Origin of the sequence: Ectopseudomonas composti (assembly GCF_001567565.1) — a bacterium.
GTDB classification, from domain to species: domain Bacteria; phylum Pseudomonadota; class Gammaproteobacteria; order Pseudomonadales; family Pseudomonadaceae; genus Aquipseudomonas; species Aquipseudomonas composti_A.
Map to the genome: position 1 here is coordinate 1 of NZ_LSSW01000012.1, position 22,133 is coordinate 22,133.

General features: G+C 62.8%; 19 protein-coding genes. 9 read left to right on the plus strand and 10 right to left on the minus strand.

What is annotated here, in order from left to right; all coding sequences use genetic code 11:
• Nucleotides 1–1,129, plus strand: a 1,129-nt coding sequence (prpF, locus tag PCLY_RS02145) for a 2-methylaconitate cis-trans isomerase PrpF (RefSeq protein ID WP_061237601.1), incomplete at its 5' end; no start/stop codon positions are given.
• A 66-nt stretch (nucleotides 1,130–1,195) separates the two neighbouring features.
• Here the strand turns inward: prpF and ppsR are convergent.
• Both ppsR and PCLY_RS25380 read right to left on the minus strand, forming a co-directional pair.
• On the minus strand, nucleotides 1,196–2,014 hold the full coding sequence (gene ppsR, locus PCLY_RS02150; protein ID WP_061237602.1) for a posphoenolpyruvate synthetase regulatory kinase/phosphorylase PpsR: 819 nt from the start codon (nucleotides 2,012–2,014) through the stop codon (nucleotides 1,196–1,198).
• 83 nt (nucleotides 2,015–2,097) lie between these two features.
• On the minus strand, nucleotides 2,098–2,310 hold the full coding sequence (locus PCLY_RS25380; protein ID WP_061237625.1) for a hypothetical protein: 213 nt from the start codon (nucleotides 2,308–2,310) through the stop codon (nucleotides 2,098–2,100).
• Between PCLY_RS25380 and ppsA the strand changes: the two genes are divergently transcribed.
• The 8 genes from ppsA to PCLY_RS02195 all read left to right on the plus strand — a co-directional run bounded on the left by ppsA (nucleotide 2,257) and on the right by PCLY_RS02195 (nucleotide 10,346).
• Nucleotides 2,257–4,629 carry a phosphoenolpyruvate synthase gene (ppsA, locus tag PCLY_RS02160; RefSeq protein WP_061237603.1) on the plus strand — a complete coding sequence of 791 codons (2,373 nt, stop codon included), beginning with the start codon at nucleotides 2,257–2,259 and terminating at the stop codon, nucleotides 4,627–4,629. The genes PCLY_RS25380 and ppsA overlap by 54 nt on opposite strands.
• A gap of 169 nt (nucleotides 4,630–4,798) precedes the next feature.
• Nucleotides 4,799–5,788, plus strand: a complete 990-nt coding sequence (locus tag PCLY_RS02165; RefSeq protein WP_061237604.1) for an alpha/beta fold hydrolase — start codon at nucleotides 4,799–4,801, stop codon at nucleotides 5,786–5,788.
• Between the two features lie 189 nt (nucleotides 5,789–5,977).
• The gene (rraA, locus tag PCLY_RS02170; RefSeq protein ID WP_061237605.1) at nucleotides 5,978–6,466 is read left to right on the plus strand and encodes a ribonuclease E activity regulator RraA; all 489 of its coding nucleotides are present in this window, start codon (nucleotides 5,978–5,980) and stop codon (nucleotides 6,464–6,466) included.
• Nucleotides 6,467–6,470: 4 nt separating this feature from the next.
• On the plus strand, nucleotides 6,471–7,457 hold the full coding sequence (locus PCLY_RS02175) for a zinc transporter ZntB (protein ID WP_061237606.1): 987 nt from the start codon (nucleotides 6,471–6,473) through the stop codon (nucleotides 7,455–7,457).
• 55 nt (nucleotides 7,458–7,512) lie between these two features.
• The gene (locus PCLY_RS02180; protein WP_061237607.1) at nucleotides 7,513–7,758 is read left to right on the plus strand and encodes a hypothetical protein; all 246 of its coding nucleotides are present in this window, start codon (nucleotides 7,513–7,515) and stop codon (nucleotides 7,756–7,758) included.
• Nucleotide 7,759: 1 nt separating this feature from the next.
• Nucleotides 7,760–8,584 carry a mechanosensitive ion channel family protein gene (locus PCLY_RS02185; protein ID WP_061237608.1) on the plus strand — a complete coding sequence of 275 codons (825 nt, stop codon included), beginning with the start codon at nucleotides 7,760–7,762 and terminating at the stop codon, nucleotides 8,582–8,584.
• Between the two features lie 82 nt (nucleotides 8,585–8,666).
• On the plus strand, nucleotides 8,667–9,257 hold the full coding sequence (gene sigX / locus PCLY_RS02190; RefSeq protein ID WP_036999656.1) for an RNA polymerase sigma factor SigX: 591 nt from the start codon (nucleotides 8,667–8,669) through the stop codon (nucleotides 9,255–9,257).
• Nucleotides 9,258–9,365: 108 nt separating this feature from the next.
• Nucleotides 9,366–10,346: an OmpA family protein gene (locus PCLY_RS02195; protein ID WP_061237609.1), complete on the plus strand. Its 981-nt coding sequence runs from the start codon at nucleotides 9,366–9,368 to the stop codon at nucleotides 10,344–10,346.
• Nucleotides 10,347–10,411: 65 nt separating this feature from the next.
• On the opposite strand, the gene cobA is transcribed toward PCLY_RS02195, so the two are convergent.
• The 8 genes from cobA to PCLY_RS02235 form a co-directional block, all read right to left on the minus strand.
• A complete protein-coding gene (gene cobA, locus PCLY_RS02200) occupies nucleotides 10,412–11,155 on the minus strand; it encodes a uroporphyrinogen-III C-methyltransferase (RefSeq protein WP_061237610.1) in 744 nt (247 codons plus the stop codon).
• An 11-nt stretch (nucleotides 11,156–11,166) separates the two neighbouring features.
• Nucleotides 11,167–13,884 carry a nitrate reductase gene (locus PCLY_RS02205; protein WP_061237611.1) on the minus strand — a complete coding sequence of 906 codons (2,718 nt, stop codon included), beginning with the start codon at nucleotides 13,882–13,884 and terminating at the stop codon, nucleotides 11,167–11,169.
• Between the two features lie 86 nt (nucleotides 13,885–13,970).
• On the minus strand, nucleotides 13,971–14,288 hold the full coding sequence (gene nirD / locus PCLY_RS02210; protein ID WP_061237612.1) for a nitrite reductase small subunit NirD: 318 nt from the start codon (nucleotides 14,286–14,288) through the stop codon (nucleotides 13,971–13,973).
• On the minus strand, nucleotides 14,285–16,741 hold the full coding sequence (nirB, locus tag PCLY_RS02215; RefSeq protein WP_061237613.1) for a nitrite reductase large subunit NirB: 2,457 nt from the start codon (nucleotides 16,739–16,741) through the stop codon (nucleotides 14,285–14,287). The genes nirD and nirB overlap by 4 nt, the downstream gene beginning before the upstream one ends.
• Before the next feature lie 306 nt (nucleotides 16,742–17,047).
• Entirely contained in the window at nucleotides 17,048–18,712 is a 1,665-nt protein-coding gene (locus tag PCLY_RS02220; RefSeq protein ID WP_061237614.1) for a bifunctional protein-serine/threonine kinase/phosphatase, read from the minus strand.
• Between the two features lie 269 nt (nucleotides 18,713–18,981).
• Complete coding sequence (locus PCLY_RS02225; protein ID WP_061237615.1) at nucleotides 18,982–20,193, minus strand: nitrate/nitrite transporter; 1,212 nt, start codon at nucleotides 20,191–20,193, stop codon at nucleotides 18,982–18,984.
• A 717-nt stretch (nucleotides 20,194–20,910) separates the two neighbouring features.
• A complete protein-coding gene (locus tag PCLY_RS02230; RefSeq protein WP_061237616.1) occupies nucleotides 20,911–21,354 on the minus strand; it encodes a thioesterase family protein in 444 nt (147 codons plus the stop codon).
• Between the two features lie 48 nt (nucleotides 21,355–21,402).
• Nucleotides 21,403–22,092: a polysaccharide lyase family 7 protein gene (locus PCLY_RS02235; protein ID WP_061237617.1), complete on the minus strand. Its 690-nt coding sequence runs from the start codon at nucleotides 22,090–22,092 to the stop codon at nucleotides 21,403–21,405.
• Between the last annotated feature and the right edge of the window lie 41 nt (nucleotides 22,093–22,133).

Genomic DNA, 22,133 nt, shown 5'->3' on the forward strand with positions numbered 1-22,133 from the left:
GGGCGTGTTCTTCCGCCTGCAGGATCTGCCCGAGCGCTGCCAGGTGCCGGGCGCGGCCCGCGACAAGCTGTTCATGCGCGTGATCGGCAGCCCCGATCCGTACTCGGCGCAGATCGATGGCATGGGCGGCGCCACCTCGAGCACCTCCAAGTGCGTGATCCTGTCGAAGAGCAGCCAGCCCGAACACGATGTCGATTACCTCTACGGGCAGATTTCCATCGACAAGGCCTTCGTCGACTGGAGCGGTAACTGCGGCAACCTGTCCACCGCCGCCGGTGCCTTCGCCATTCACGCCGGCCTGGTCGATCCCGCGCGGATTCCCGAGAACGGCACCTGCGTGGTGCGTATCTGGCAGGCCAATATCCAGAAAACCATCATCGCCCACGTACCGGTCGCGGGTGGTCAGGTGCAGGAAACCGGCGACTTCGAGCTGGATGGCGTGACCTTCCCGGCGGCGGAGATCGTGCTGGAGTTCCTCGATCCGTCTGACGACAGCGAGGAGGGCGGTTCGATGTTCCCCACCGGCAATCTGGTGGACGACCTTGAGGTGCCCGGCATCGGTACCTTCAAGGCAACCATGATCTCTGCGGGTATTCCGACCATCTTCGTCAACGCCGAAGACATCGGCTACCAGGGCACTGAGTTGCGCGAGGCCATCAATGGTGACCCGGTGCAACTGGCGCGCTTCGAGCAGATTCGCATTGCCGGCGCCTTGCGCATGGGGCTGATCAAGACGGCCGAGGAGGCTGCGACACGTCAGCACACCCCGAAGATCGCCTTCGTCAGTCCGCCCAAGGACTACCGCACTTCCAGCGGCAAGGAGGTCAAGGCCAGTGAGGTCGACCTGTTGGTGCGCGCGCTGTCCATGGGTAAGCTGCACCACGCCATGATGGGCACCTGCGCGGTGGCCATTGGCACGGCTGCGGCGATTCCGGGAACCCTGGTGAACTTGGCGGCTGGCGGAGGCGAGCGCGAGGCGGTGCGTTTCGGTCACCCGTCCGGCACCTTGCGGGTTGGTGCCCAGGCAAAAATGATCGACGGTCAGTGGACGGTGACCAAGGCGGTGATGAGTCGCAGCGCCCGGATCCTGATGGAGGGCTCGGTGCGGGTGCCGGGTGAAAGCTTCTGAGGATCTAAGCTAGAAAAGACTCGAGGTTTAGAGTCTTTTCTCTTTTATAACAGATAGTTACGAGGATTATTTAAGGCGTCTCTCAACACCTTTCTCCACCAGGATCTTGGCGGAAATCTCCTCCACCGAAAAATGTGTGGAGTTGATGAAGGCGATGTTTTCTCGGCGGAACAGGCCCTCGACTTCGCGCACCTCGAACTCGCATTGGGCGTAGCTGGCATAGCGGCTGTTGGGCTTGCGCTCGTGGCGGATGGCGGTGAGGCGATCCGGGTCGATGGTCAGGCCGAACAGCTTGTCGCGGTATTTCTTCAGCGACTCGGGTAGCTGCAGGCGCTCCATGTCGTCTTCGGTCAGCGGGTAGTTGGCCGCGCGGATGCCGTATTGCATGGCCATATAAAGGCAGGTGGGCGTTTTGCCGCAGCGCGATACGCCGACCAGAATCAGATCCGCCTTGTCGTAATAGTGCGTGCGCGCGCCATCGTCGTTGTCCAGGGCGAAGTTGACCGCCTCGATGCGCTCCATGTAGTTGGAGTTCTGGCCAATGGAGTGCGATTTGCCGACGGAGTAGGAGGAGTGCGAGCTCAGCTCCTGTTCCAGCGGCGAGAGGAAGGTGGAAAAGATGTCGATCATGAAACCATTTGCGGTGTCGAGGATCGCACGAATATCGCGATTGACGATGGTGTCGAAGATGATCGGGCGGATGCCGTCCCTTTCTGCGGCGGCATCGATTTGTTGTACCATGGCGCGCGCTTTATCGACGCTGTCGATATAAGGACGCGTGAGTTTCGTGAATTGAATATTCTCGAACTGCGCGAGCAAGCTCTGACCCAGAGTCTCGGCCGTGATGCCGGTGCCGTCGGAGATGAAGAAAGCGGTTCGTTTCATTTGCGCCACAGGCCTTAAGCTGAGTTCGATTCTTGGCTATGATAGGCCGCGTTTTTCGCCGGCCCCATGGGGTTTCGGCATTGTTACTTATTCAAGGGTAAGGCGACAATCTGGCGGCAGCGTGTCTCCAGAACATCCAGCCCCCCAAGAATTTGTGTAAAGGCTTGCGAGCAAGCGGCATGCAAGGCGCATGGCTTTACGCAGATTCTGAGCTTTTCCAACATATTAGTGGAGAGATCACCTTGGTAGAGTACGTAGTTTCCCTCGATAAGCTCGGCAATCACGATGTTGAGCATGTGGGGGGCAAGAACGCATCCCTCGGCGAGATGATCAGTAACCTGGCTGGCGCCGGCGTCTCGGTTCCCGGCGGTTTCGCCACTACGGCTCAGGCTTACCGCGACTTCCTCGAGCAAAGCGGCCTGAACGCGCAGATTCACGCTGCCCTCGACGCCCTCGACGTCGACGACGTCAACGCCCTGGCCAAGACCGGTGCGCAGATTCGCCAGTGGGTGATGGACGCCGAGTTCCCCGCCGAGCTGGACAAACAGATCCGCGCGGCCTTCGCCACCATGAGTGCTGGCAACGACAATATGGCCGTGGCCGTGCGCTCCTCCGCCACCGCAGAAGACCTGCCGGACGCATCCTTCGCCGGCCAACAGGAAACCTTCCTCAACATCCGCGGTGTGAACAACGTGATCCGCGCTGCCAAGGAAGTATTCGCCTCGCTGTTCAACGATCGCGCCATTGCCTACCGCGTGCACCAGGGTTTCGACCACAAGCTGGTCGCTCTGTCTGCTGGCGTGCAGCGCATGGTGCGCTCGGAAACCGGCACCGCCGGCGTGATGTTCACCCTGGATACCGAGTCGGGCTTCCGTGACGTGGTGTTCATCACCGGCGCCTACGGCCTGGGTGAAACCGTGGTGCAAGGTGCGGTCAACCCCGACGAATTCTACGTGCACAAGCCGACCCTGGAAGCGGGCCGCCCGGCGATCCTGCGGCGTAACCTGGGCAGCAAGGCGATCAAGATGATCTACGGCGACGAGGCCAAGGCCGGTCGTTCGGTCAAGACCGTCGAAGTCGACCGCGCCGAGCGCGCACGCTTCTGCATCACCGACGCCGAGGTCAGCGAGCTGGCCAAGCAGGCGCTGATCATCGAGAAGCACTACGGCCGCCCGATGGACATCGAGTGGGCCAAGGACGGTGACGACGGCAAGCTGTACATTGTGCAGGCCCGTCCGGAAACCGTGAAGAGCCGTTCCAGCGCGACCGTGATGGAGCGCTACCTGCTGAAAGAGAAGGGCACCGTACTGGTCGAAGGCCGCGCCATCGGTCAGCGTATCGGCGCCGGCAAGGTCCGTGTGATCCATGATGTGTCCGAGATGGACAAAGTGCAGCCGGGCGACGTGCTGGTCTCCGACATGACCGACCCGGACTGGGAGCCGGTGATGAAGCGCGCCAGCGCCATCGTCACCAACCGTGGCGGGCGTACCTGCCACGCCGCGATCATCGCCCGTGAGCTGGGTATTCCGGCCGTGGTCGGCTGCGGCAACGCCACCAGCGTGCTGAAGGATGGCCAGGGCGTTACCGTATCCTGCGCCGAAGGCGACACCGGCTTCATCTTCGAAGGCGAGCTGGGCTTCGACATTCGCAAGAACTCGGTCGATGCCATGCCGGACCTGCCGTTCAAAATCATGATGAACGTCGGCAACCCGGACCGCGCCTTCGACTTCGCCCAGCTGCCGAACGAAGGTGTAGGCCTGGCCCGTCTGGAGTTCATCATCAACCGCATGATCGGTGTGCACCCGAAAGCGCTGCTGAACTTCGCCGGCCTGCCGCCGGAGATCAAGGACAGCGTCGAGAAGCGCATCGCCGGCTACGGCGACCCGGTGGACTTCTACGTCGAGAAACTGGTCGAAGGCATCAGCACCCTGGCCGCGGCCTTCTGGCCGAAGAAGGTCATCGTGCGTTTGTCGGACTTCAAGTCCAACGAATACGCCAACCTGATCGGCGGCAAGCTGTACGAGCCGGAAGAAGAGAACCCGATGCTGGGCTTCCGTGGCGCTTCGCGCTACATCAGCGAATCCTTCCGCGACTGCTTCGAGCTGGAATGCCGTGCGCTGAAGAAAGTGCGCAACGAGATGGGCCTGACCAACGTCGAGATCATGGTGCCCTTCGTGCGCACCCTGGGTGAGGCCTCGCAAGTGGTCGAGCTGCTGGCCAGCAATGGCCTGGCCCGTGGTCAGGATGGCCTGAAGGTCATCATGATGTGCGAACTGCCGTCCAACGCCATCCTGGCCGAGGAATTCCTCGAATTCTTCGACGGTTTCTCTATTGGTTCCAACGACCTGACCCAGCTGACCCTGGGCCTGGACCGTGACTCCGGCATCGTCGCCCATCTGTTCGATGAGCGTAATCCGGCCGTGAAGAAGCTGCTGGCCAATGCCATTGCCGCCTGCAACAACGCCGGCAAGTACATCGGCATCTGCGGTCAGGGCCCGTCGGACCATCCGGATCTGGCCAAGTGGCTGATGGAGCAGGGCATCGAAAGCGTTTCGTTGAACCCGGACTCGGTACTCGACACCTGGTTCTTCCTGGCTGAAACTCAGCCTGCCTGAGGTCGATGACCGATCCGAAACAGGGCGGGTTGATCCCGCCCTTTTTGCTGGCCATCGCGTTTAGCCAGCCACCCCAAGCCGTCGCCAGCGATATGCATGTCGCTCCCGGCGGTTTTTTGTGCGTGTCGTTATTCTTTTGTGGCATCTCGCCAGTGCGGTCTCCCGATCCATGCAAAGCAGTAGTGAGCTTTTTCCCGTCTCCCTGATGAGTGCCGAGTTGCGCGGCGACCTCAGTGAGGACGTCTATCTCCTCAAGCCCAACAACAGCCCCGACTCCAGCGTCGAGCTGGCCCTGACCCGGCTCGGTCGTGCAGGTTCAGAAGGCGAACGTGGCGTGCCCGTGGTGTTGCTGCATGGCAGTTTTTCCAATCGGCGCTTCTGGTACTCGCCCAAGGGCATTGGTCTGGGGGCTTACCTGGCGCGCGCCGGGTTCGATGTGTGGATCGCCGAGATGCGCGGCCACGGGCTGTCACCGCGTAACGAAAGCTATCGAAACAACAGCGTTGCGCAGTATGTGCGTTACGACCTGCCGGCGATCGGCGATTTCATCTTCGAGCAGACGGGCCAGGCCGCGCACTGGATCGGCCACTCGCTGGGTGGAGTGATTCTGGCCGCGGCGCTAGGCGGCGAATACCTCACGCAATCGCATGCGCGCTCGGCGGCGCTGTTTGGTAGTCAGGTCAGCCGCGTCTACTGGCCGTTGAAGCTGCCGCCGGTGGAGTGGGGCGGTCGCCTGTTGTTGCGCGCCTTTCCCTATCTGTCCGGGCGGCGCCTCAAGCGTGGCCCTGAAGACGAGCCGATCGGGCTGGCGCTGGAGGCCTTGCGCTGGCTCAGGTTATTCGGACGTTTCGCGGATGCTGAGCGCGACTGGTGGGCTGGTCTGACCCAGGTGCGTATGCCCATTCTCGCCGTGGGGGCGACCGCCGATCACCAGGACCCTGTCTGGGCCTGTCGCAAGTTACTGCAACAGTGCAGTGCGGCCCCGGCTCAGTTTCTCCTGCTGGGCAAGGACAACGGCTTCTCCAGTGACTTCGGCCATGCCGAAATGCTGGTGAGCAAGGAGGCGCAGCGCGAGGTGTGGCCACTGACCGAGTACTGGTTGCAGCATCTGCAATTGCCTGCCGGTTTTGCCGAGAATGCCTCTGTGGCGGGAGCCTGAGGCTGTCACAAGCGTTCCTTCGCGGGGTGCTTACCGGTAACATGTGACGCTTCGTGCTCAGGTAGTCATTTACCGATCTACTGGCCGCTTGCGGTTCATTGCCAGCGAGTCCCGCTGCTGAATTGTCCCGCGCCGGCCGGGTCCATTAAGGTGGCTGCTTGCTCATTCATCGTCGAAAGGAGTTCTGTCATGCACTACATCACCCCCGATCTGTGCGATGCCTACCCGGAGCTGGTTCAGGTCGTCGAGCCGATGTTCGCCAACTACGGTGGTCGCGATTCCTTTGGTGGTCAGATCGTCACCATCAAGTGCCATGAAGACAACTCGCTGGTGAAGGAGCAGGTCGATCTGCCAGGGCAGGGCAAGGTGCTGGTCGTGGATGGCGGCGGCTCGCTGCGGCGCGCACTGCTCGGCGACATGCTGGCGGAAAAGGCGGCCAAGAATGGCTGGGAAGGCATCGTGGTCTACGGCTGTATTCGTGACGTCGACGTCATCGCCCAGACCGACCTCGGGGTACAGGCTCTGGCCAGTCATCCGATGAAGACCGACAAGCGCGGTATCGGCGACCTGAATGTCCCCGTCACCTTCGGCGGCGTGACCTTCAAGCCGGGCGATTACCTGTACGCCGACAACAATGGTGTCATCGTCTCTCCACAAGCTCTGAACATGCCGGAATAAGCCGATGCAGGATCAGGATTCGGCGCTGCTGCATGCCTTCGTGCTCGATGGCCATGGTGGCGCACGCAGCATCAGCCGTGAACAGCTGGACAGACTGCAGCTAGGCGAGCAGGAAAGCCTCTGGCTGCACTGGGACCGTGGCCGGATGCAATCGCAGCACTGGTTGCGTGAGTACAGTGGCCTGGATGAATTCAGCTGTGATCTGCTGTTGGAAGAGAACACCCGGCCGCGGCTGCTGCCGTTGCCCGACAACGAGTTGCTGATCTTCCTGCGCGGGGTCAACCGTAACCCGGGTGCCGAGCCGGAAGACATGGTGTCGGTGCGCATCTTCGCCGATGCCAAGCGCATCATCTCCCTGCGTCTGCGCCCGCTGCTGGCGACCGAGGTCCTGATCGCCGATCTGCGGGCCGGCAAGGGCCCCAAAACATCCTCCGAGCTGCTGCTGGAGCTGGCGCGTCACCTGACCAGTCGGGTCGACGACCTGGTGACCGAGCTGAGCGAGCAACTCGACGACGAGGAAGATCGTCTTGACGAAGACGAGTGCTACCGTCCGGATCACGGCCTGATGCTGCAGGTGCGTCGACGCGCTGCCAGCCTGCGCCGATTCCTGGCGCCGCAACGTGATCTCTATGCGCAGCTGGCGCGTAACAAGCAGCCATGGTTCGTCGAGGACGATGATGACTACTGGAACGAGCTCAACAACAGGCTGACGCGCTATCTCGAAGAGCTGGAGCTGATTCGCGAGCGGGTCAGCCTGGTGCTCGAGGCAGAAAGCAGCCGGCTTGGCGAGCGCATGAATCGGATCATGTACAGGTTCACGGTGATTACCGGTCTGTTCCTGCCGCTGAGCTTCCTGACCGGGCTGCTGGGCATCAACGTCGGCGGCATTCCGGGGGCAGACAACCCCACTGGTTTCTTCGTCGCTTGCGGCCTCATGATGCTTCTGGCGGTGGGGCAACTGCTGCTTTTTCGCCGTTGGCGTTGGCTGTGATGTGTGACTCATCCGTCGGCTACTTCGTCTAGCCGTGACATCCCGTGAGGTGCGCATGCACGATCCATTCGAAGAGTCTCTACGCGATTTGCTCAAGTCCTCGCCGTCCACCCATGACGACGATGCTTGCCTGCACCGGGTTCTCAAGACCGCCAACCGCCAGGTCGGTGCTGGCGATCTGTTCAGCCTGATGGGGCACTGGGCCCAGGCGCTGATGATCGCCCTGAACAACGGTTCGGCGCATGTGGCGCCGGTTTCGCGCCGTAACCAATCCTCTGCTTCTGCTGACAAGGCCGACTGAAATGGAACTCGATCCCTGGACCCAAAGCCTGATCTCCGCGATGACTGCCCTGTGGACCAAGGTTGCCGGCTTCATCCCCAACCTGTTCGTCGCGCTGGTACTGGTGCTGCTCGGCTTCGTCGTCGCCAAGCTGCTCGACACCTTGCTATCCAAGCTACTGGGCAAGGTCGGCCTGGATCGCCTGATGATGGGCACCGGTCTGACCAAGCTGCTGGCACGCGTTGGCATCCACGCCTCGGTCTCGACCCTGATCGGCAAGATCGTCTACTGGTTCGTGCTGCTGATCTTCCTGGTTTCCGCAGCCGAGTCGCTGGGCCTGCAGCGCGTCTCCGCCACTCTCGACGTATTGGCCCTGTACCTGCCCAAGGTCTTCGGTGCCGCGCTGGTGTTGCTGGCCGGTGTGCTGCTGGCGCAGTTGGTCAGCAGTCTGGTGCGTGGCGCCGCCGAGGGCGTCGGTCTGGAATACGCCCACGGCCTGGGCCGGGTGGCGCAGGGCCTGGTGATCATCATCAGCATCTCGGTGGCAATCGGCCAGCTGGAGGTCAAGACCGATCTGCTCAACAACGTGATCGCCATCGTGCTGATCTCCGTTGGCCTGGCGGTCGCATTGGCGCTGGGTCTGGGTAGCCGCGACATCGCCAGTCAGATCCTCGCAGGCATCTACGTGCGCGAACTGTATGAAGTCGGGCAACAAGTGCAGGTTGGTGATGTCGAAGGGCAGATCGAAGAGATCGGCACAGTGAAAACCACCCTGTTGACCGATACTGGTGAGCTGGTATCGGTGGCAAATCGAGTGATGCTCGAGCAACGCGTGAACAGTCGCTGACGCCAATCTGTTATTTTATGCAGCTGCCCGACAGGTGTGACCTGCCGGGCACTTTTCGTCCTGACCGTCGGCCCGACTCGTTTTGAACAAAGCTCAAGCCCTGCCCACGCGCTACGACCCCCGCGAGCTCACCGATGAAGAGCTGGTGGCGCGCGCCCACGACGAGTTGTTTCACATCACTCGTGCGTATGAAGAGCTGATGCGTCGCTACCAGCGAACATTATTTAACGTTTGTGCGCGTTATTTAGGGAACGAAAGGGATGCTGATGATGTCTGTCAGGAGGTCATGCTCAAAGTTCTTTATGGCCTCAAGAACTTTGAGGGTAAGTCCAAGTTCAAAACCTGGCTATACAGCATCACCTACAACGAATGCATTACTCAATATCGAAAAGAGCGGCGTAAGCGTCGGTTGATCGACGCTTTAAGTTTGGATCCGCTCGAAGAAGCTTCCGACGACAAGACACCCAAAGTCGAGGAGCGCGGCGGTCTGGATCGCTGGTTGGTACACGTCAACCCGATCGACCGCGAGATTCTGGTGTTGCGTTTTGTCGCCGAACTCGAGTTTCAAGAGATTGCCGACATCATGCACATGGGCTTGAGCGCAACCAAAATGCGCTACAAGCGAGCATTGGATCGGTTGCGGGATAAATTTTCGGACACTTCCGAAACTTAGTTCAGCTTTCCGACCACTAAGGGAGTGGCGATACCTGATAAAATCGCCAGCAAGTTGCCGACTGAAGTTAACGGCGACTTATTAACCACCAAGATGGGGATTTAACGGATGAAAGTAAAAAACACCTTGGGCGTAGTCATTGGCTCTCTCGTCGCCGCAACCTCTTTCGGCGCGCTGGCGCAAGGCCAAGGCGCTGTCGAGGTGGAGGGCTTCGTCAATCGCTACTTCACCGACGTTCAGCGTGATTACGCGCACAACGAAGGCAATCTGTTCGGTGGCAGCATCGGCTACTACCTGACTGACGACGTCGAACTGGCACTGTCCTATGGCGAATACCACGATCTGCGTGGCGAAGGTTCGCAAGGCAGCAAGAACATCAAGGGCAACCTGACCGACCTGAAGGCCATCTACCACTTCGGTCAGCCGGGTGTTGGTCTGCGTCCGTACGTTTCTGCTGGTTTCGGCCATCAGAGCATCGGCGACGCCAACAGCGGTGGTCGTAACCATTCCACCCTGGCCATCGCTGGCGCTGGCGCCAAGTACTACTTCACCGAAATGTTCTACGCCCGTGCTGGCGTCGACGCTCTGTACAACATCGACCAGGGCGACACCGAGTGGCAAGCCGGCGTGGGTGTTGGTCTGAACTTCGGTGGCGGCAGCAAGCCTGCTCCTGCTCCGGTCGTAGCCGCTGCACCCGAGCCGATGCCTGAGCCTGCTCCGGAGCCAGCAATGGAAGCTGTTCGCGTTGAGCTGGACGTCAAGTTCGACTTCGACAAAGACCGCGTGAAAGAAGAAAGCTACGGTGACATCAAGAACCTGGCTGACTTCATGAACCAGTACCCGCAGACCACCACCACTGTTGAAGGTCACACCGACTCCGTTGGTAGCGACGCTTACAACCAGAAACTGTCCGAGCGCCGTGCTAAAGCCGTGCGTGAAGTTCTGGTCAACCAGTATGGTGTTGACGGTAGCCGCGTGAACACTGCCGGTTACGGTGAGACCCGTCCGGTTGCTGACAACGCCACTGCCGATGGCCGTGCCATCAACCGTCGCGTTGAAGCAGAAGTAGAAGCTCAGGTTCAGCAGTAATCGATCTGGTGCTTTAAGAAAACCCGGCTCCGGCCGGGTTTTTCTTTGCCTGTAGAAAATCCGCCTCAGGCCTGCCGCGACAGCGGAAGGTCGGCCTGTAGACCTGTCGCAGCCACGGCACCTATCACCAGGATGGCTGGGCTCTTTAGGGCGAAGGCAACGGCGTCGGCTTGCATCCTTAGCAGGCTGCTACGGAACTCCCGCTGCTCAGGCAGAGAGGCGCTCTCGATCATCGCCACCGGCATGTCAGGCGCCATGCCGCCGGCCAGTAAACCGGCCTGTATGTCTGCCAACTTGGCCACTCCCATATAGATCACCAGCGTCGTGCCGCTTTGCGCCAGCGCCTGCCAGTTCAGCGTGCTGTCGTCCTGCGTATGCGCCGTGACCAGGGTTACGCCACGCGCCACGCCTCTGAGGGTCAGAGGAATGCCGCAGTTGGTGGCGCCAGCCAGACCTGCGGTGATGCCATTGACCATCTCCACTTCGATGCCGTGCGCGCCGAGCCAGTCGGCTTCTTCGCTGCCGCGGCCGAAGATGCAGGGGTCGCCGCCTTTCAGCCGGACCACGCACTTGCCCTGGCGCGCATAGCGCAGCATCAGGCGATGAATGAAAGCCTGCGGGGTGGAGCGGCAGCCGCCGCGCTTGCCTACCGAGACGATACGAGCGCCAGGACAGTGTTCCAATACGGCGGGGTTGACCAGATCGTCGATCATCACGACGTCGGCCTGGCTCAGCGCCTTGACCGCCTTGAGGGTCAGCAGCTCGGGATCACCTGGGCCCGCGCCCACCAGCCAGACTTTTGCGTTCATATCGGGTTCCTCTACGCGTTGACTGCAAGCGGGCGGATAGCCAGCAGGCGTTTGATTTCGGGGACACAGGAGCCACAACTGGTGCCGCACTTGAGCTCCTGCTTGAGGCCGTCGAGATCCAGGCCGCGTGCAATGCCGGCGCACACCGCGCTTTCGCTGACGTTCAGGCAGTTGCACAGGGTCTTGCCGTGGCTGCTGGTGGCTGCATTGCCTGGCGGTGCGGAGACCGGGGCGAGCAGCCAGCGGCGCAAGTCGGCGTCGGCCTGGCCGTCCAGCCACAGGCTTCTGAGCCATTCGCTGGCGGCGGTTTCACCGGCCAGGCGAATGCTGACGATGCGGCCGTCCTCGATGCGCACGCGTTTGCCCACGGCACGGCGCGGATCGTCATAGGCCAGCACCGGCCCTTCATGCAGACCTAGCAGGCGGTCGATCTGCTCCAGCAGTTCCGGCTGCGGCGCCAAGGCGCTGGCGGCGCGGATCAGTAGAGCGGGGCGCTCGTGACCGGTGGGGGTGAGGCTGGCGTAGACGAAGTCCTCGAACAGCGGACGCAGGGACTCGAAGCGGTTCTGCACCTCACCCTCTACCAGGGCGAACAGTTGCCAGGGCAGCTCGACCTTGTCCACCTCGACCCCGGCATGCTTGAGCTCCGGCTGCTTGGACAACGGATCGAAGGCCGGCTGGGTCAGCACGTTGGTGCCCAGGCCCTTGAGGAAGCGGTCGCCCCAGTGCATGGGCAGCCAGGCCTGGCCGGGACGCACCGAGTCGTCGGCCTGTACCGGCAGGATCAGGCTACCGCGACGGCTACGCAGTTTGATCAGGTCGCCGTCGTGCAGGCGACGGCGGCGCAGCTCGTCCGGATGCAGGCCGAGCACGGCGGCCTCGACATGGCCGAACAGGCGCGCGGCGGTGCCGGTTCGGCTCATGCCGTGCCACTGGTCGCGCAGGCGGCCGGTATTGAGGGTGAGCGAATAGCGCGCCTCGCGCTTTTCCTTCGGTGCGCGGTACGGGTCGGCGTGGAACTGTGCGCGTCCGCTGGGGGTGGGGAAGCTGCCGTCGCCGTAGAGCCGCTCGGTGCCTTGGCGGGCGCCTGACGGGAACGGCCATTGCTGGGGACCTTGGTCATCGAGCAGCGCGTAGCTCAGCCCCGAGAGGTCGAGGTCGCGCTGGGCGGTCAGGTGCTTGTATTCCTCGAACAGCGCTTCGCTGTCGGCGAAATCGAACAGGCTGGGCAGGCTGGGGCGGAGCAGTTGTTCCAGGCGACGAGCGAAGTCGCAGGTGATCGACCAATCGGGCCGCGCCTCTGCGGGCGCTGGCACGGCGCGGCGTACATGACTGACGCGGCGCTCGGAGTTGGTCACCGTGCCTTCCTTCTCGCCCCAGCTGGCGGCAGGCAGCAGCAGGTCGGCGTAGCGGCAGGTCTCGGTGGTGAAGAAGGCTTCCTGCACCACGACGAAGGGGCAGGCGGCCAGGGCTTCGTGCACCTTGTTCTGGTTCGGTAGCGATTGCGCCGGGTTGGTGCAGGCGATCCACAGCGCCTTGATGCGTCCGTCGTGCACAGCATCGAACAGTTCGATGGCGGACAGGCCCGGCGTCTGTGGCAGTGCATCGACGCCCCAGTAGGCGGCGACTTCAGCGCGATGTTCGGCGTTGCTGGCCTCGCGATGACCGGGCAGCAGATTGCTCAGGCTACCGGTCTCGCGGCCGCCCATGGCGTTGGGTTGGCCGGTCAAAGAGAAGGGACCGGCGCCAGGCTTGCCGATCTGCCCAGTGGCCAGGTGCAGGTTGATCAGCGCGCTGTTCTTCGCGCTGCCGGCAGTGGACTGATTGAGCCCCATGCACCACAGCGAGAGGAACGACGGTGCTTTGCCGATCAGTTCGGCGCAACGCTGCAGCGCGTCCAGGCTGATGCCGCAGATATCGGCGGTGGCGGCCGGGCTATAGTCGCGCACCAGGTTCTTCAGCGCTTCGAAGCCCTCGGTGTGGGCGTCGATATAGTTGCGGTCGATCCAGCCTTCCCACAGCAGGATATGCAGGATGCCGTGGAACAGCGCGACGTCGGTGCCAGGCAGGATCGCCAGGTGCAGGTCGGCCAGTTCGCAGGTGTCGGTGCGCCGCGGATCGACGACGATGATCTGCATCTGCGGACGGCGGGCCTTGGCTTCTTCCAGCCGGCGGAACAGCACCGGGTGGGCGTAGGCCATGTTGGAGCCGGCGATCAGCAGGCAGTCGCTCTGCTCGATGTCCTCATAGCTGCAAGGCGGGGCGTCGGCGCCGAGGCTGCGTTTGTAGCCGACCACGGCAGAGCTCATGCACAGGCGCGAGTTGGAGTCGATGTTGTTGGTGCCGACCAGGGCACGGGCCAGTTTGTTGAAGGCGTAGTAGTCCTCGGTCAGCAACTGGCCGGAGATGTAGAAGGCGACGCTGTCCGGACCATGCTCGCGGATGGTCTGGGCGAACACCGCCGCAGCGTGGTCGAGGGCGCTGTCCCAGTCCGTGCGGGTGCGGGCCAGGCCCTTGCCCAGGCGCAGCTCGGGGTAAAGGGCGCGGGCGTCGAGGTCGCCAGTCAGGTGCAGGGTCGAACCCTTGCTGCACAGCTTGCCGAAGTTGGCCGGGTGGCTGGGATCGCCGGCGACGCCTAGGATCTGCTCGCTGTCGTGCTCGATCAGTACGCCGCAGCCCACGCCGCAGTAGCAGCAGGTGGAGGCGGTGATTTGAGTGGGGCTGGCCATGTTCGTAGCTCCTGAGGCGCGGGGAAGTTCTGCAGGGAGGGCTTTAGCCGCGATCGTCGCCGCTGAAACGCCTCCCTCAGGGCTGGCTAGCTGCTGTGCGCGAGGGCCAGCAACACCCGGCCGCTCTCCACCTTGGCGTGGTGCCGGTGTGCGCAGCCAACGTCCGGTGCCACGGCCTCGCCGGACTCCAGCTCGATCTGCCAGTTATGCAGCGGGCAGGCCACGCGCTTGCCGTAGATCAAGCCCTGGGACAACGGCCCCCCCTTGTGCGGGCAGCGGTCGTCGAGGGCGAAGACCTCGTCGGCCGCGGTTCGGAAGATGGCGATGTCGCCTTTAGGGCCGGTGACGATGCGTGAGCCGAGCACGTTGATTTCGTCCAGGGCGCAGATATCCAGCCAGTTCATACGGAGGCCTCCTCGAGTTGCGCGACCTTGATGGTGTCGAACTCTTTCTTCAGTTGCGGCGTTTCGATGCGCTCTTTCCAGGGGTCCTGCTCGAACGACAGGGCGTAGTGCAGGCGCGCGGCCAGTGACTTGCGATTGGCTTCGTCTTCCAGCACGGCCTTCTTGATGTGTTCCATGCCGACGCGCTGCATGTAATGCACGGTGCGCTCGAGGTAGAAGGCCTCCTCGCGGTACAACTGGAGGAAGGCCGCGTTGTATTCGCGCACCTCCTCGGCGGTCTTGACCTTGACGAAGAACTCGGCGACTTCGGTCTTGATCCCGCCGTTGCCGCCGATGTAGATCTCGAACCCCGAGTCCACGCCGATGATGCCGACGTCCTTGATGCCGGCCTCGGCGCAGTTGCGCGGGCAACCGGAGACCGCCAGCTTGACCTTGTGCGGCGACCACATATTGAACAGATCGTGTTCCAGGTCGATGCCCAGCTGGGTCGAGTTCTGCGTGCCGAAACGGCAGAACTCACTGCCGACGCAGGTCTTCACGGTGCGGATGGACTTGCCGTAGGCGTGGCCGGAGGGCATGTCCAGCTCCTTCCACACTGCCGGCAGATCATCCTTCTTGATGCCCAGCAGGTCGATACGCTGGCCACCAGTGACCTTGACCATGGGCACGTTGTACTTGTCGGCGACGTCGGCGATGCGGCGCAGCTCGGCGGGGTTGGTCACGCCGCCCCACATGCGTGGCACCACCGAATAGGTACCATCCTTCTGGATATTGGCGTGGGCGCGCTCGTTGATCAGGCGCGACTGCGGATCGTCCTTGGCCTCGCCCGGCCAGGTGGAGATCAGGTAGTAATTCAGCGCCGGGCGGCAGGTGGCGCAGCCGTTGGGCGTACTCCAGTTGAGGAACTCCATGGCCTGCGCCATGGATGTCAGGTGCTGCTCGCGGATCGCCTTGCGGATCTGCCCATGGTTGAGGTCGCTGCAGCCGCAGATGGCTTTCTCGCTCTTGGGCTTGACGTCGGCGGCGCCGCCGACGGTGCTGATCAGGATCTGCTCGACCAGACCGGCGCAGGAGCCGCAGGAGCTGGCAGCCTTGGTGTGCTTCTTGACCTCGTCGACGGAGAACAGGCCGTTCTCCTGGATAGCCTTGACGATGGTGCCCTTGCACACGCCGTTACAGCCGCACACTTCCATGCTGTCGGGCATGTTGGCGGTCTTGTCGGCACCCTGGTGGCCGACGTCGCCGATGGCGCCTTCGCCAAACATCAGGTGGTCGCGGATCTCGCTGACGTTGTGCTGCTCGCGGATCTGGCGGAAGTACCAGCCGCCGTCGGCGGTGTCGCCGTACAGGCACGCGCCGACCAGCACGTCGTCCTTGATTACCAGCTTCTTGTAGACGCCGCCGATGGGGTCGGAAAGGGTGATCGTCTCGGTGCCTTCACCGCCCATGAATTCGCCGGCGGAGAACAGGTCGATGCCGGTAACCTTGAGTTTGGTCGAGGTCACCGAGCCCTGGTAGCGGGCGAAGCCGAGCTGGGCGAGGTGGTTGGCGCAGACCTTGGCTTGCTCGAACAGCGGCGCCACCAGGCCGTAGGCGATGCCGCGGTGGCTGGCGCATTCACCGATGGCGTAAACCCGCGGGTCAAAGGTTTGCATGGTGTCGTTGACCAGAATGCCGCGGTTGCAGGCAAGCCCGGCGCTCTCGGCCAACTCGCTGTTGGGGCGGATACCGGCGGCCATCACCACCAGGTCGGCAGGGATCACCTCACCGTCCTTGAACTTCACCGCACAGACACGGCCCTCGCCGTTGTCCAGCAGCTCGGCGGTCTGCTTGGGCAGGAGGAATTTCAGGCCGCGATCCTCCAGGGACTTCTGCAGCAGCTCGCCGGCGGTGCGGTCGAGCTGACGCTCCAGCAGCGAGCAGCCGATGTGCACCACGGTGACGTCCATGCCGCGCAGTTTGAGGCCGTTGGCGGCCTCCAGGCCGAGCAGGCCGCCGCCGATGACCACCGCGTGCTTATGAGTCTTGGCCGTTTCCATCATCATCTGGGTGTCGGCGATGTCGCGATAGCCGATCACGCCCTCCAGGTCCTTGCCCGGGATCGGCAGGATGAAAGGGTTGGAGCCGGTGGCGATGAGCAGGCGGTCGTACTCGGCCTCGCTGCCATCGTCGGCAATTACCAGGCGCTTCTTGCGGTCGATCTTGACCACCTTGCGTCCGAGCAGCAGCTTGATGTGGTTTTCCGCGTACCAGTTCAGATCGTTGAGTACGATCTCTTCGAAGGTCTGTTCGCCGGCCAGCACGGGGGAGAGCAGGATGCGGTTGTAGTTGGGGTGCGGCTCGGCGCCGAACACGGTGATGTCGTAGAGGTCGGGGGCGAGCTTGAGCAGTTCTTCGAGGGTGCGTACACCCGCCATGCCGTTGCCGATCATCACCAGCTTGAGTTTTTGCATGCCGGCTATCTCCTGAGTCAATAGTCACGGAAAGCTGGCCGCCAGAAATGGCAGGCCAGAAAAACAAAAAAGGCGTCCCGCTAGTCACCTAGCGAGGACGCCTTTGTCCAGGTCCCGTTCTATCGGGAAATGCAGCCTTCGTCGTTGAAGGTCGTGCTTATGTAGTTCGTGATCGTTGTGAATGCAGCCCTTGTGCCAACTCGATCAAACCACGAATTTTCAGGCTTTCCAGCCATTTTGCTGCATCAGCCGAGTACATCTGCGCACCTTAGCGATGCGCTGCGCGCTGCCTTGGTGCGTAATCGGCTATTTGAGCAGCAGAAATGCCAGCAGCAGGTTGAGCAGCAGCGACATCAGCGCCACGGTGCGCCACACCAGTAATGGCTCGCGCTCCAGCAGTGGCCGTGGGTGATTGCTCAACGACTGGCGCTCGCTGCCTTCCAAGGCCAGCAGCCACTGTTCGGCGGTCTCGAAGCGCTGCGCCGGATCGGCGGCAACTGCGCGCTTGAGCATCTCGTCGAGCCAGGCCGGCAGGTCCGGACGATAGCGGCTGGCCGGTGTTGGCTGGCCGAAGCGCGGGTGCTGGAAGGCCTCGACTTCGCCATGGGGATAGTGGCCGGTGAGCAGGTGATAGAGCGTTACGCCCCCGGCGTAGAGGTCCTGTTGCGCGCTGGGCGGGCTGCCAGCGAAGGCTTCCGGGGCGATATAGCTGGGGGTGCCGGGCAAGCTATGGGCCTCGTCGCGGGACAGGCCCGGGCAGTAGGCCAGGCCGAAGTCGAGCAGGCGCAGTTCGCCGTCGTCGCCGAGTAACAGGTTTTCCGGCTTGATGTCGCGGTGGATGATATTGCGCCTGTGCAACAGGCCGAGCGCCTTGATCAGACGCGGCGCCAGGTCCTGCCAGTCGGCCAGGCTCAGCGGGCCATGCTGGCGCAGGCGCGCGGCGAGGGTCTGACCGGCATAAGCGCGCTGCACGTAATACAGGTGCTGGCGCTGCGGCAGGGCATGCAGCTCGGGGAAGTGGCGCCCGGCAACGCGACGCAGGAACCATTCCTCCTGCAGCAGCGCCGGGCCGGCCTGCTCCTCGCCAGTGCGACTGGTGGGCAGGGTCTTGAGCAGCCAGGGTTGGTGGTCGGCGTCGCGCACCCGGTAGATCAGCGACTGGCGCGATTCGCCGAGCAACCGCTCGACCTGCCAGCCTTCGAATGCCTGGCCATCACGCAGGCGCGGCGGCAACGGCCAGTGTTCGAGCTGGGCCAGGGTGTCGGCCAGTGCGGCTTCGGGGAGCTGCTCGACGTGCACCAGCAGGGCGCTGGCATTGTCCTGGCTGCCGGCGCGGTGGGCCTCGCAGACCAGCGCCTGGCAGATCGCCTCGGTGTTATCGTCGCGTAGCAGCTCACCGATGCGCTTGTCACTGAGGCAGGCCCAGACGCCGTCGCTGACCAGCAGGAAACGGTCACCTGACTGCAGCTCGCCGTCGCGGTAGTCCACCACCAGGTGCTGATCCAGGCCCATGGCACGCTTGAGCACGTGCTGCATGCCCGGCTGTTCCCAGACATGGTCCTCGGTCAGACGCTGCAGTTGACCATCGCGCCACAGGTAGGCGCGGCTGTCGCCGATATGCGCCAGGGTGTAGCGACGGCCGCGCAGCACCAGAGCAGTGAGGGTGGTCAGCAGTGGCTGGCCGCCGCCGTTGGCCTGCAGCCAGCGGTTATGTGCGATCAGCAGACGGTCCAGACTGTGCTGTACTGGCCAGGTTTCGGGCGTGGAGTAGTAGTCCAGCGCCAGTGCCTGCAGGGTCGCGCGGGCCGCCAGGCCGCCGTCAGCGCACTGGCTGACGCCATCAGCGAGGCCAAGCAGGTAGCCCTTGCTGGCCGCCAGTGCCGGTGCCGGGGTAACCACACGCAAGGCATCCTGATTCTCGCTGCGCGGGCCGGTGGCGCTGGTTTCGCCGATGCTCAGTCGCAGTGTCATGGGGCGGTTCCCGTAGAACGGTTATTAGGGGCAGGGTTCAGGCAAAGGCAGGGCCCCAGGCCCGTGACACGAGTGCGTCGTTGTCGACTGCACCCGCTTTACCTGACCAGTGCAATGCGGTCCCGCCTTTGCCGCAAACCTTCATTTTGAGCCTAGTGTGGATCGCGCTTTAGCGATCCAGCGGTGCCATCAGGTGGATGAAAAAACGTCATCCACCCTACGACACCGGGCAACTGGGCGGATCGTCGAGGCACGACCCGCCCATTCGCTCATACCCGGGCAGCGGTCACCGCTGCGCTGCCCCAGGTGGTGCGCCAGCGCTGCTTGACGCCGTGCAGGCCGACCCAGGCCAGCAGACCGAGGCTGGCGAACAGCCACAGGCCCAGCTGGTAGTCGCCGGTGTGCTGCTTGATGGTGCCCAAGCCTGCGGCGAGGAAGAAACCGCCGATGCCGCCGGCCATGCCGATCAGCCCGGTCATTACGCCGATTTCTCTGCGAAAACGCTGCGGTACCAGCTGGAATACCGCGCCATTGCCGGCACCAAGGCCGAGCATGGCCGCGACGAAGAAGGCCAGGGCAGCGCTCGCGCTGGGCAGGTTGAAGCCAACCACCGCGATGCAAAGCGAGGCGATGGTGTACATCATCAGCAAGGTACGAATACCGCCGATGCGGTCGGCCAGGGCGCCGCCCAGCGGCCGCAGCAGGCTGCCGGCGAACACGCAGGCGGCTGTGTAGTAGCCGGCGGTTACCGGGCTCAGCCCGTACTGATCGCTGAAGTAGCCGGGCAGGGCGCTGGCCAGGCCGATGAAGCCGCCAAAGGTGACGCTGTAAAAGAACATGAACCACCAGCTGTCGCGGTCGCCGAGTGCCTTGAGGTAGTCGCCGAAGGCTTTGGCCTTGGGCCGCTCCGGCGCATTCCTGGCCGTCAGGGCGAAGATCAGCAGGGTCGCCAGCAATGGGATAAGCGCCCAGCCAAACACGTTCTGCCAGCCGGACAGCGCCGCCAGGCCGGGAGCGAACAGCGCTGCCAGTACGGTGCCGGAGTTACCAGCGCCGGCGATGCCCATGGCCTTGCCTTGGTGCTGCGGCGGATACCACTGCGAGGCCAGCGGCAGGGCGACGGCGAAGGCGGCACCGGCGAAACCGAGGAACAGGCCGAGCAGCAGCGCCTGCTCGTAGCTGCCGATGCCGATCTGCCAGGCGCAGAACAGCGCGGTGATCACCACCACCTGGCCGAGCAGGCCAGCCGTCTTCGGCGACAGGCGGTCGGCGAGAAAGCCCATCAACAGGCGCAGAACGGCACCGGCGAGAATCGGTGTGGCCACCATCAGGCCCCGTTGCTGGGCGTTGAGGTCGAGGTCGGTGGCGATCTGTACCGCCAGTGGGCCGAGCAGGTACCAGACCATGAAACTCAGGTCGAAATAGAGGAAGGCGGCAAACAGGGTGGGGGCATGGCCGGCTTTCCAGAAACTTGTATTCATCGATCACCTCATCAGCGAGAAGGAGCCCGGCCAGGCGCGGCGAACCGTGGTCGTGGACACGGCGGCCGCGTCTGCCGGGAAGGCCTTGCACTTGTGGTGCAGAGCCCTGCGGCCAAAGCCACAGCAGGTTTGAGCGATTGCGCTGCAGGCTCGGATCGCGATGCCTGCACCGGCCCCGGTCACTGGGGCGAACACGAAAAAAAAACGCCGCACCACCACAGCCCATTTAGGCGAGGTGAAGCGACGTCTTTGTCGTGAGAGAGGTAGCCGCCGTTGGCTGCCTGATATAAGGGAAAGGCAAGAACTGGGCCAGTCGAGCAGAGGCCCTGGGATCAGGTGCTACCCAGGTTCGGCACACCTGGTACTGCCGTAAAACGAGGCGTTTACGCCGGCTATGCCCCGGAATGGGGCGAGCATTGCGCTCAGCTGCGCTGGGTGCTGAGAGTGGCTTGAGATTGGACGCTGGAAAGTTGAACAGCGCTGGTTGCATGAGTGGGGAGTGGCAGAGTCAGCAAGGTGAGTGCCAGCAGATTGCTCAGCAGCCCCGCCTGACGGGCGCGGCGGTAAGTGTCGGTCATCCTCGATCCCCCTTTTTTCTGTTATGAACCTAGGCGTAGCAGACGAATGCCAATGTGTCACGGTATTGGCAGCAATAACTGTGCAAGTTTTTGCCAGACGCCTGTTCTCCTGCAGCCCTTGAGCATTGGGATCGCTGAGTCAGTCGAGCCGATTGACCTTGGGGAACTTGGCGCTGAAGGACTCCGGCATCGACACCACCTTCGACTGCAGATAGTCGAAGAACACGAAGCCGGATTTGGCCATCGCCACCAGCGCGCCGTCAGCCGGGCGGGTGATACGGAAGGTGATGTCACCGCCGTACTTGTTGAAGTCCATTACACCCACTTCGAACAGCAACTGGTCGCGCGCATGGGCTTCGGCCCGGTAGGTGGTGGCCAGGTCAGTGACGATGATGCCAGTGCCTTTGCCATCGGTTTCGCGGATGCCGAACTCGAAGAGAAAACGGGCGCGCGCCTCGGAAATCATCGAGATCATCGAGTCGTTGCCCAGGTGGTTGGCGCCATTGATGTCGGTGACACGCACGGTCAGGTGGGTGCTGTAGTAATACTGGTCTTCGGGAAAGTCGAGGGTCAGGCGTGCCATGATGCGGCCATTGTCCGTAAAAACCGCGATTGTAAGCCGCAGCCTGCCTCAGCGGTGCAAGCTGTTGAGGTGATAGAAGGTTACTCGGCCGCCTTCATTGTCCGGCCCGTAATTGTCCTGAATGTAGGCGCCTGCCTTGAAGTACAGGTGCTGGGTGCTCCAGGCGCTGCTCAACTGACGGTAATAGCTGCCGTCGTCGCCATCCGCGCTGGCCACACTGATGCCGATACGTCCACTGGGCGTCACCCGCAAGTCGTAACCGAAGCGCTCGCCAAGCTGAACGTTTTCCGCCAGCAGGATGTTCTGCACCTCGCTGTCGCCTGGGTGTGCGCGCAGCAGCAGCTCTACGCGACCAACGCCGCGGCGGTAGTGGTATTGCAGCTTGATCAACGGGTCATTCTGGCTGCCCGGCACATCGGTGCTGTGGATCTGGCCGATCACCACCTTGTTACGACTGGGCACCTGGTCGACCTGCAACACTGCACTGAGGTAGCTGTCCGCACTCGCATGCAGCCAGTTGTCCAGGTTACCGTCGCGCTGGGTTTCGCGCAGCTCGCTGCGTGGGTAGCGGGCATCGGCTGTGGTCGAGCCGGTGACCGGCACCCAGAAGGTCACACTGCCGTCGGCATTGCGGCGAAAGTAACGGCTCTGATAGCCGTTGTTCAGGCGTTGAGTGGTGATGGTGGTGGGCGTCGGTTCAGTGGGGATCGACAGATTCCAGGTGGTGAGGTCGAGCACGGGTTTCTCTGCTTGTCGGTTGAATGCAGATGTTCGTCCTC

What these genes read in the sequence shown, in the direction of transcription:
- PCLY_RS02165 (WP_061237604.1), top strand. Translation starts at nt 4,799, where the DNA reads ATGCAAAGCAGTAGTGAGCTTTTTCCCGTCTCCCTGATGAGTGCCGAG.
- PCLY_RS02225 (WP_061237615.1), bottom strand. Translation starts at nt 20,193, where the DNA reads ATGAATACAAGTTTCTGGAAAGCCGGCCATGCCCCCACCCTGTTTGCC.
- PCLY_RS02220 (WP_061237614.1), bottom strand. Translation starts at nt 18,712, where the DNA reads ATGACACTGCGACTGAGCATCGGCGAAACCAGCGCCACCGGCCCGCGC.
- PCLY_RS02205 (WP_061237611.1), bottom strand. Translation starts at nt 13,884, where the DNA reads ATGGCCAGCCCCACTCAAATCACCGCCTCCACCTGCTGCTACTGCGGC.
- PCLY_RS25380 (WP_061237625.1), bottom strand. Translation starts at nt 2,310, where the DNA reads ATGCTCAACATCGTGATTGCCGAGCTTATCGAGGGAAACTACGTACTC.
- rraA (WP_061237605.1), top strand. Translation starts at nt 5,978, where the DNA reads ATGCACTACATCACCCCCGATCTGTGCGATGCCTACCCGGAGCTGGTT.
- nirB (WP_061237613.1), bottom strand. Translation starts at nt 16,741, where the DNA reads ATGCAAAAACTCAAGCTGGTGATGATCGGCAACGGCATGGCGGGTGTA.
- PCLY_RS02185 (WP_061237608.1), top strand. Translation starts at nt 7,760, where the DNA reads ATGGAACTCGATCCCTGGACCCAAAGCCTGATCTCCGCGATGACTGCC.
- PCLY_RS02230 (WP_061237616.1), bottom strand. Translation starts at nt 21,354, where the DNA reads ATGGCACGCCTGACCCTCGACTTTCCCGAAGACCAGTATTACTACAGC.
- PCLY_RS02175 (WP_061237606.1), top strand. Translation starts at nt 6,471, where the DNA reads ATGCAGGATCAGGATTCGGCGCTGCTGCATGCCTTCGTGCTCGATGGC.
- ppsR (WP_061237602.1), bottom strand. Translation starts at nt 2,014, where the DNA reads ATGAAACGAACCGCTTTCTTCATCTCCGACGGCACCGGCATCACGGCC.
- PCLY_RS02180 (WP_061237607.1), top strand. Translation starts at nt 7,513, where the DNA reads ATGCACGATCCATTCGAAGAGTCTCTACGCGATTTGCTCAAGTCCTCG.
- nirD (WP_061237612.1), bottom strand. Translation starts at nt 14,288, where the DNA reads ATGAACTGGCTGGATATCTGCGCCCTGGACGAAATCAACGTGCTCGGC.
- PCLY_RS02195 (WP_061237609.1), top strand. Translation starts at nt 9,366, where the DNA reads ATGAAAGTAAAAAACACCTTGGGCGTAGTCATTGGCTCTCTCGTCGCC.
- cobA (WP_061237610.1), bottom strand. Translation starts at nt 11,155, where the DNA reads ATGAACGCAAAAGTCTGGCTGGTGGGCGCGGGCCCAGGTGATCCCGAG.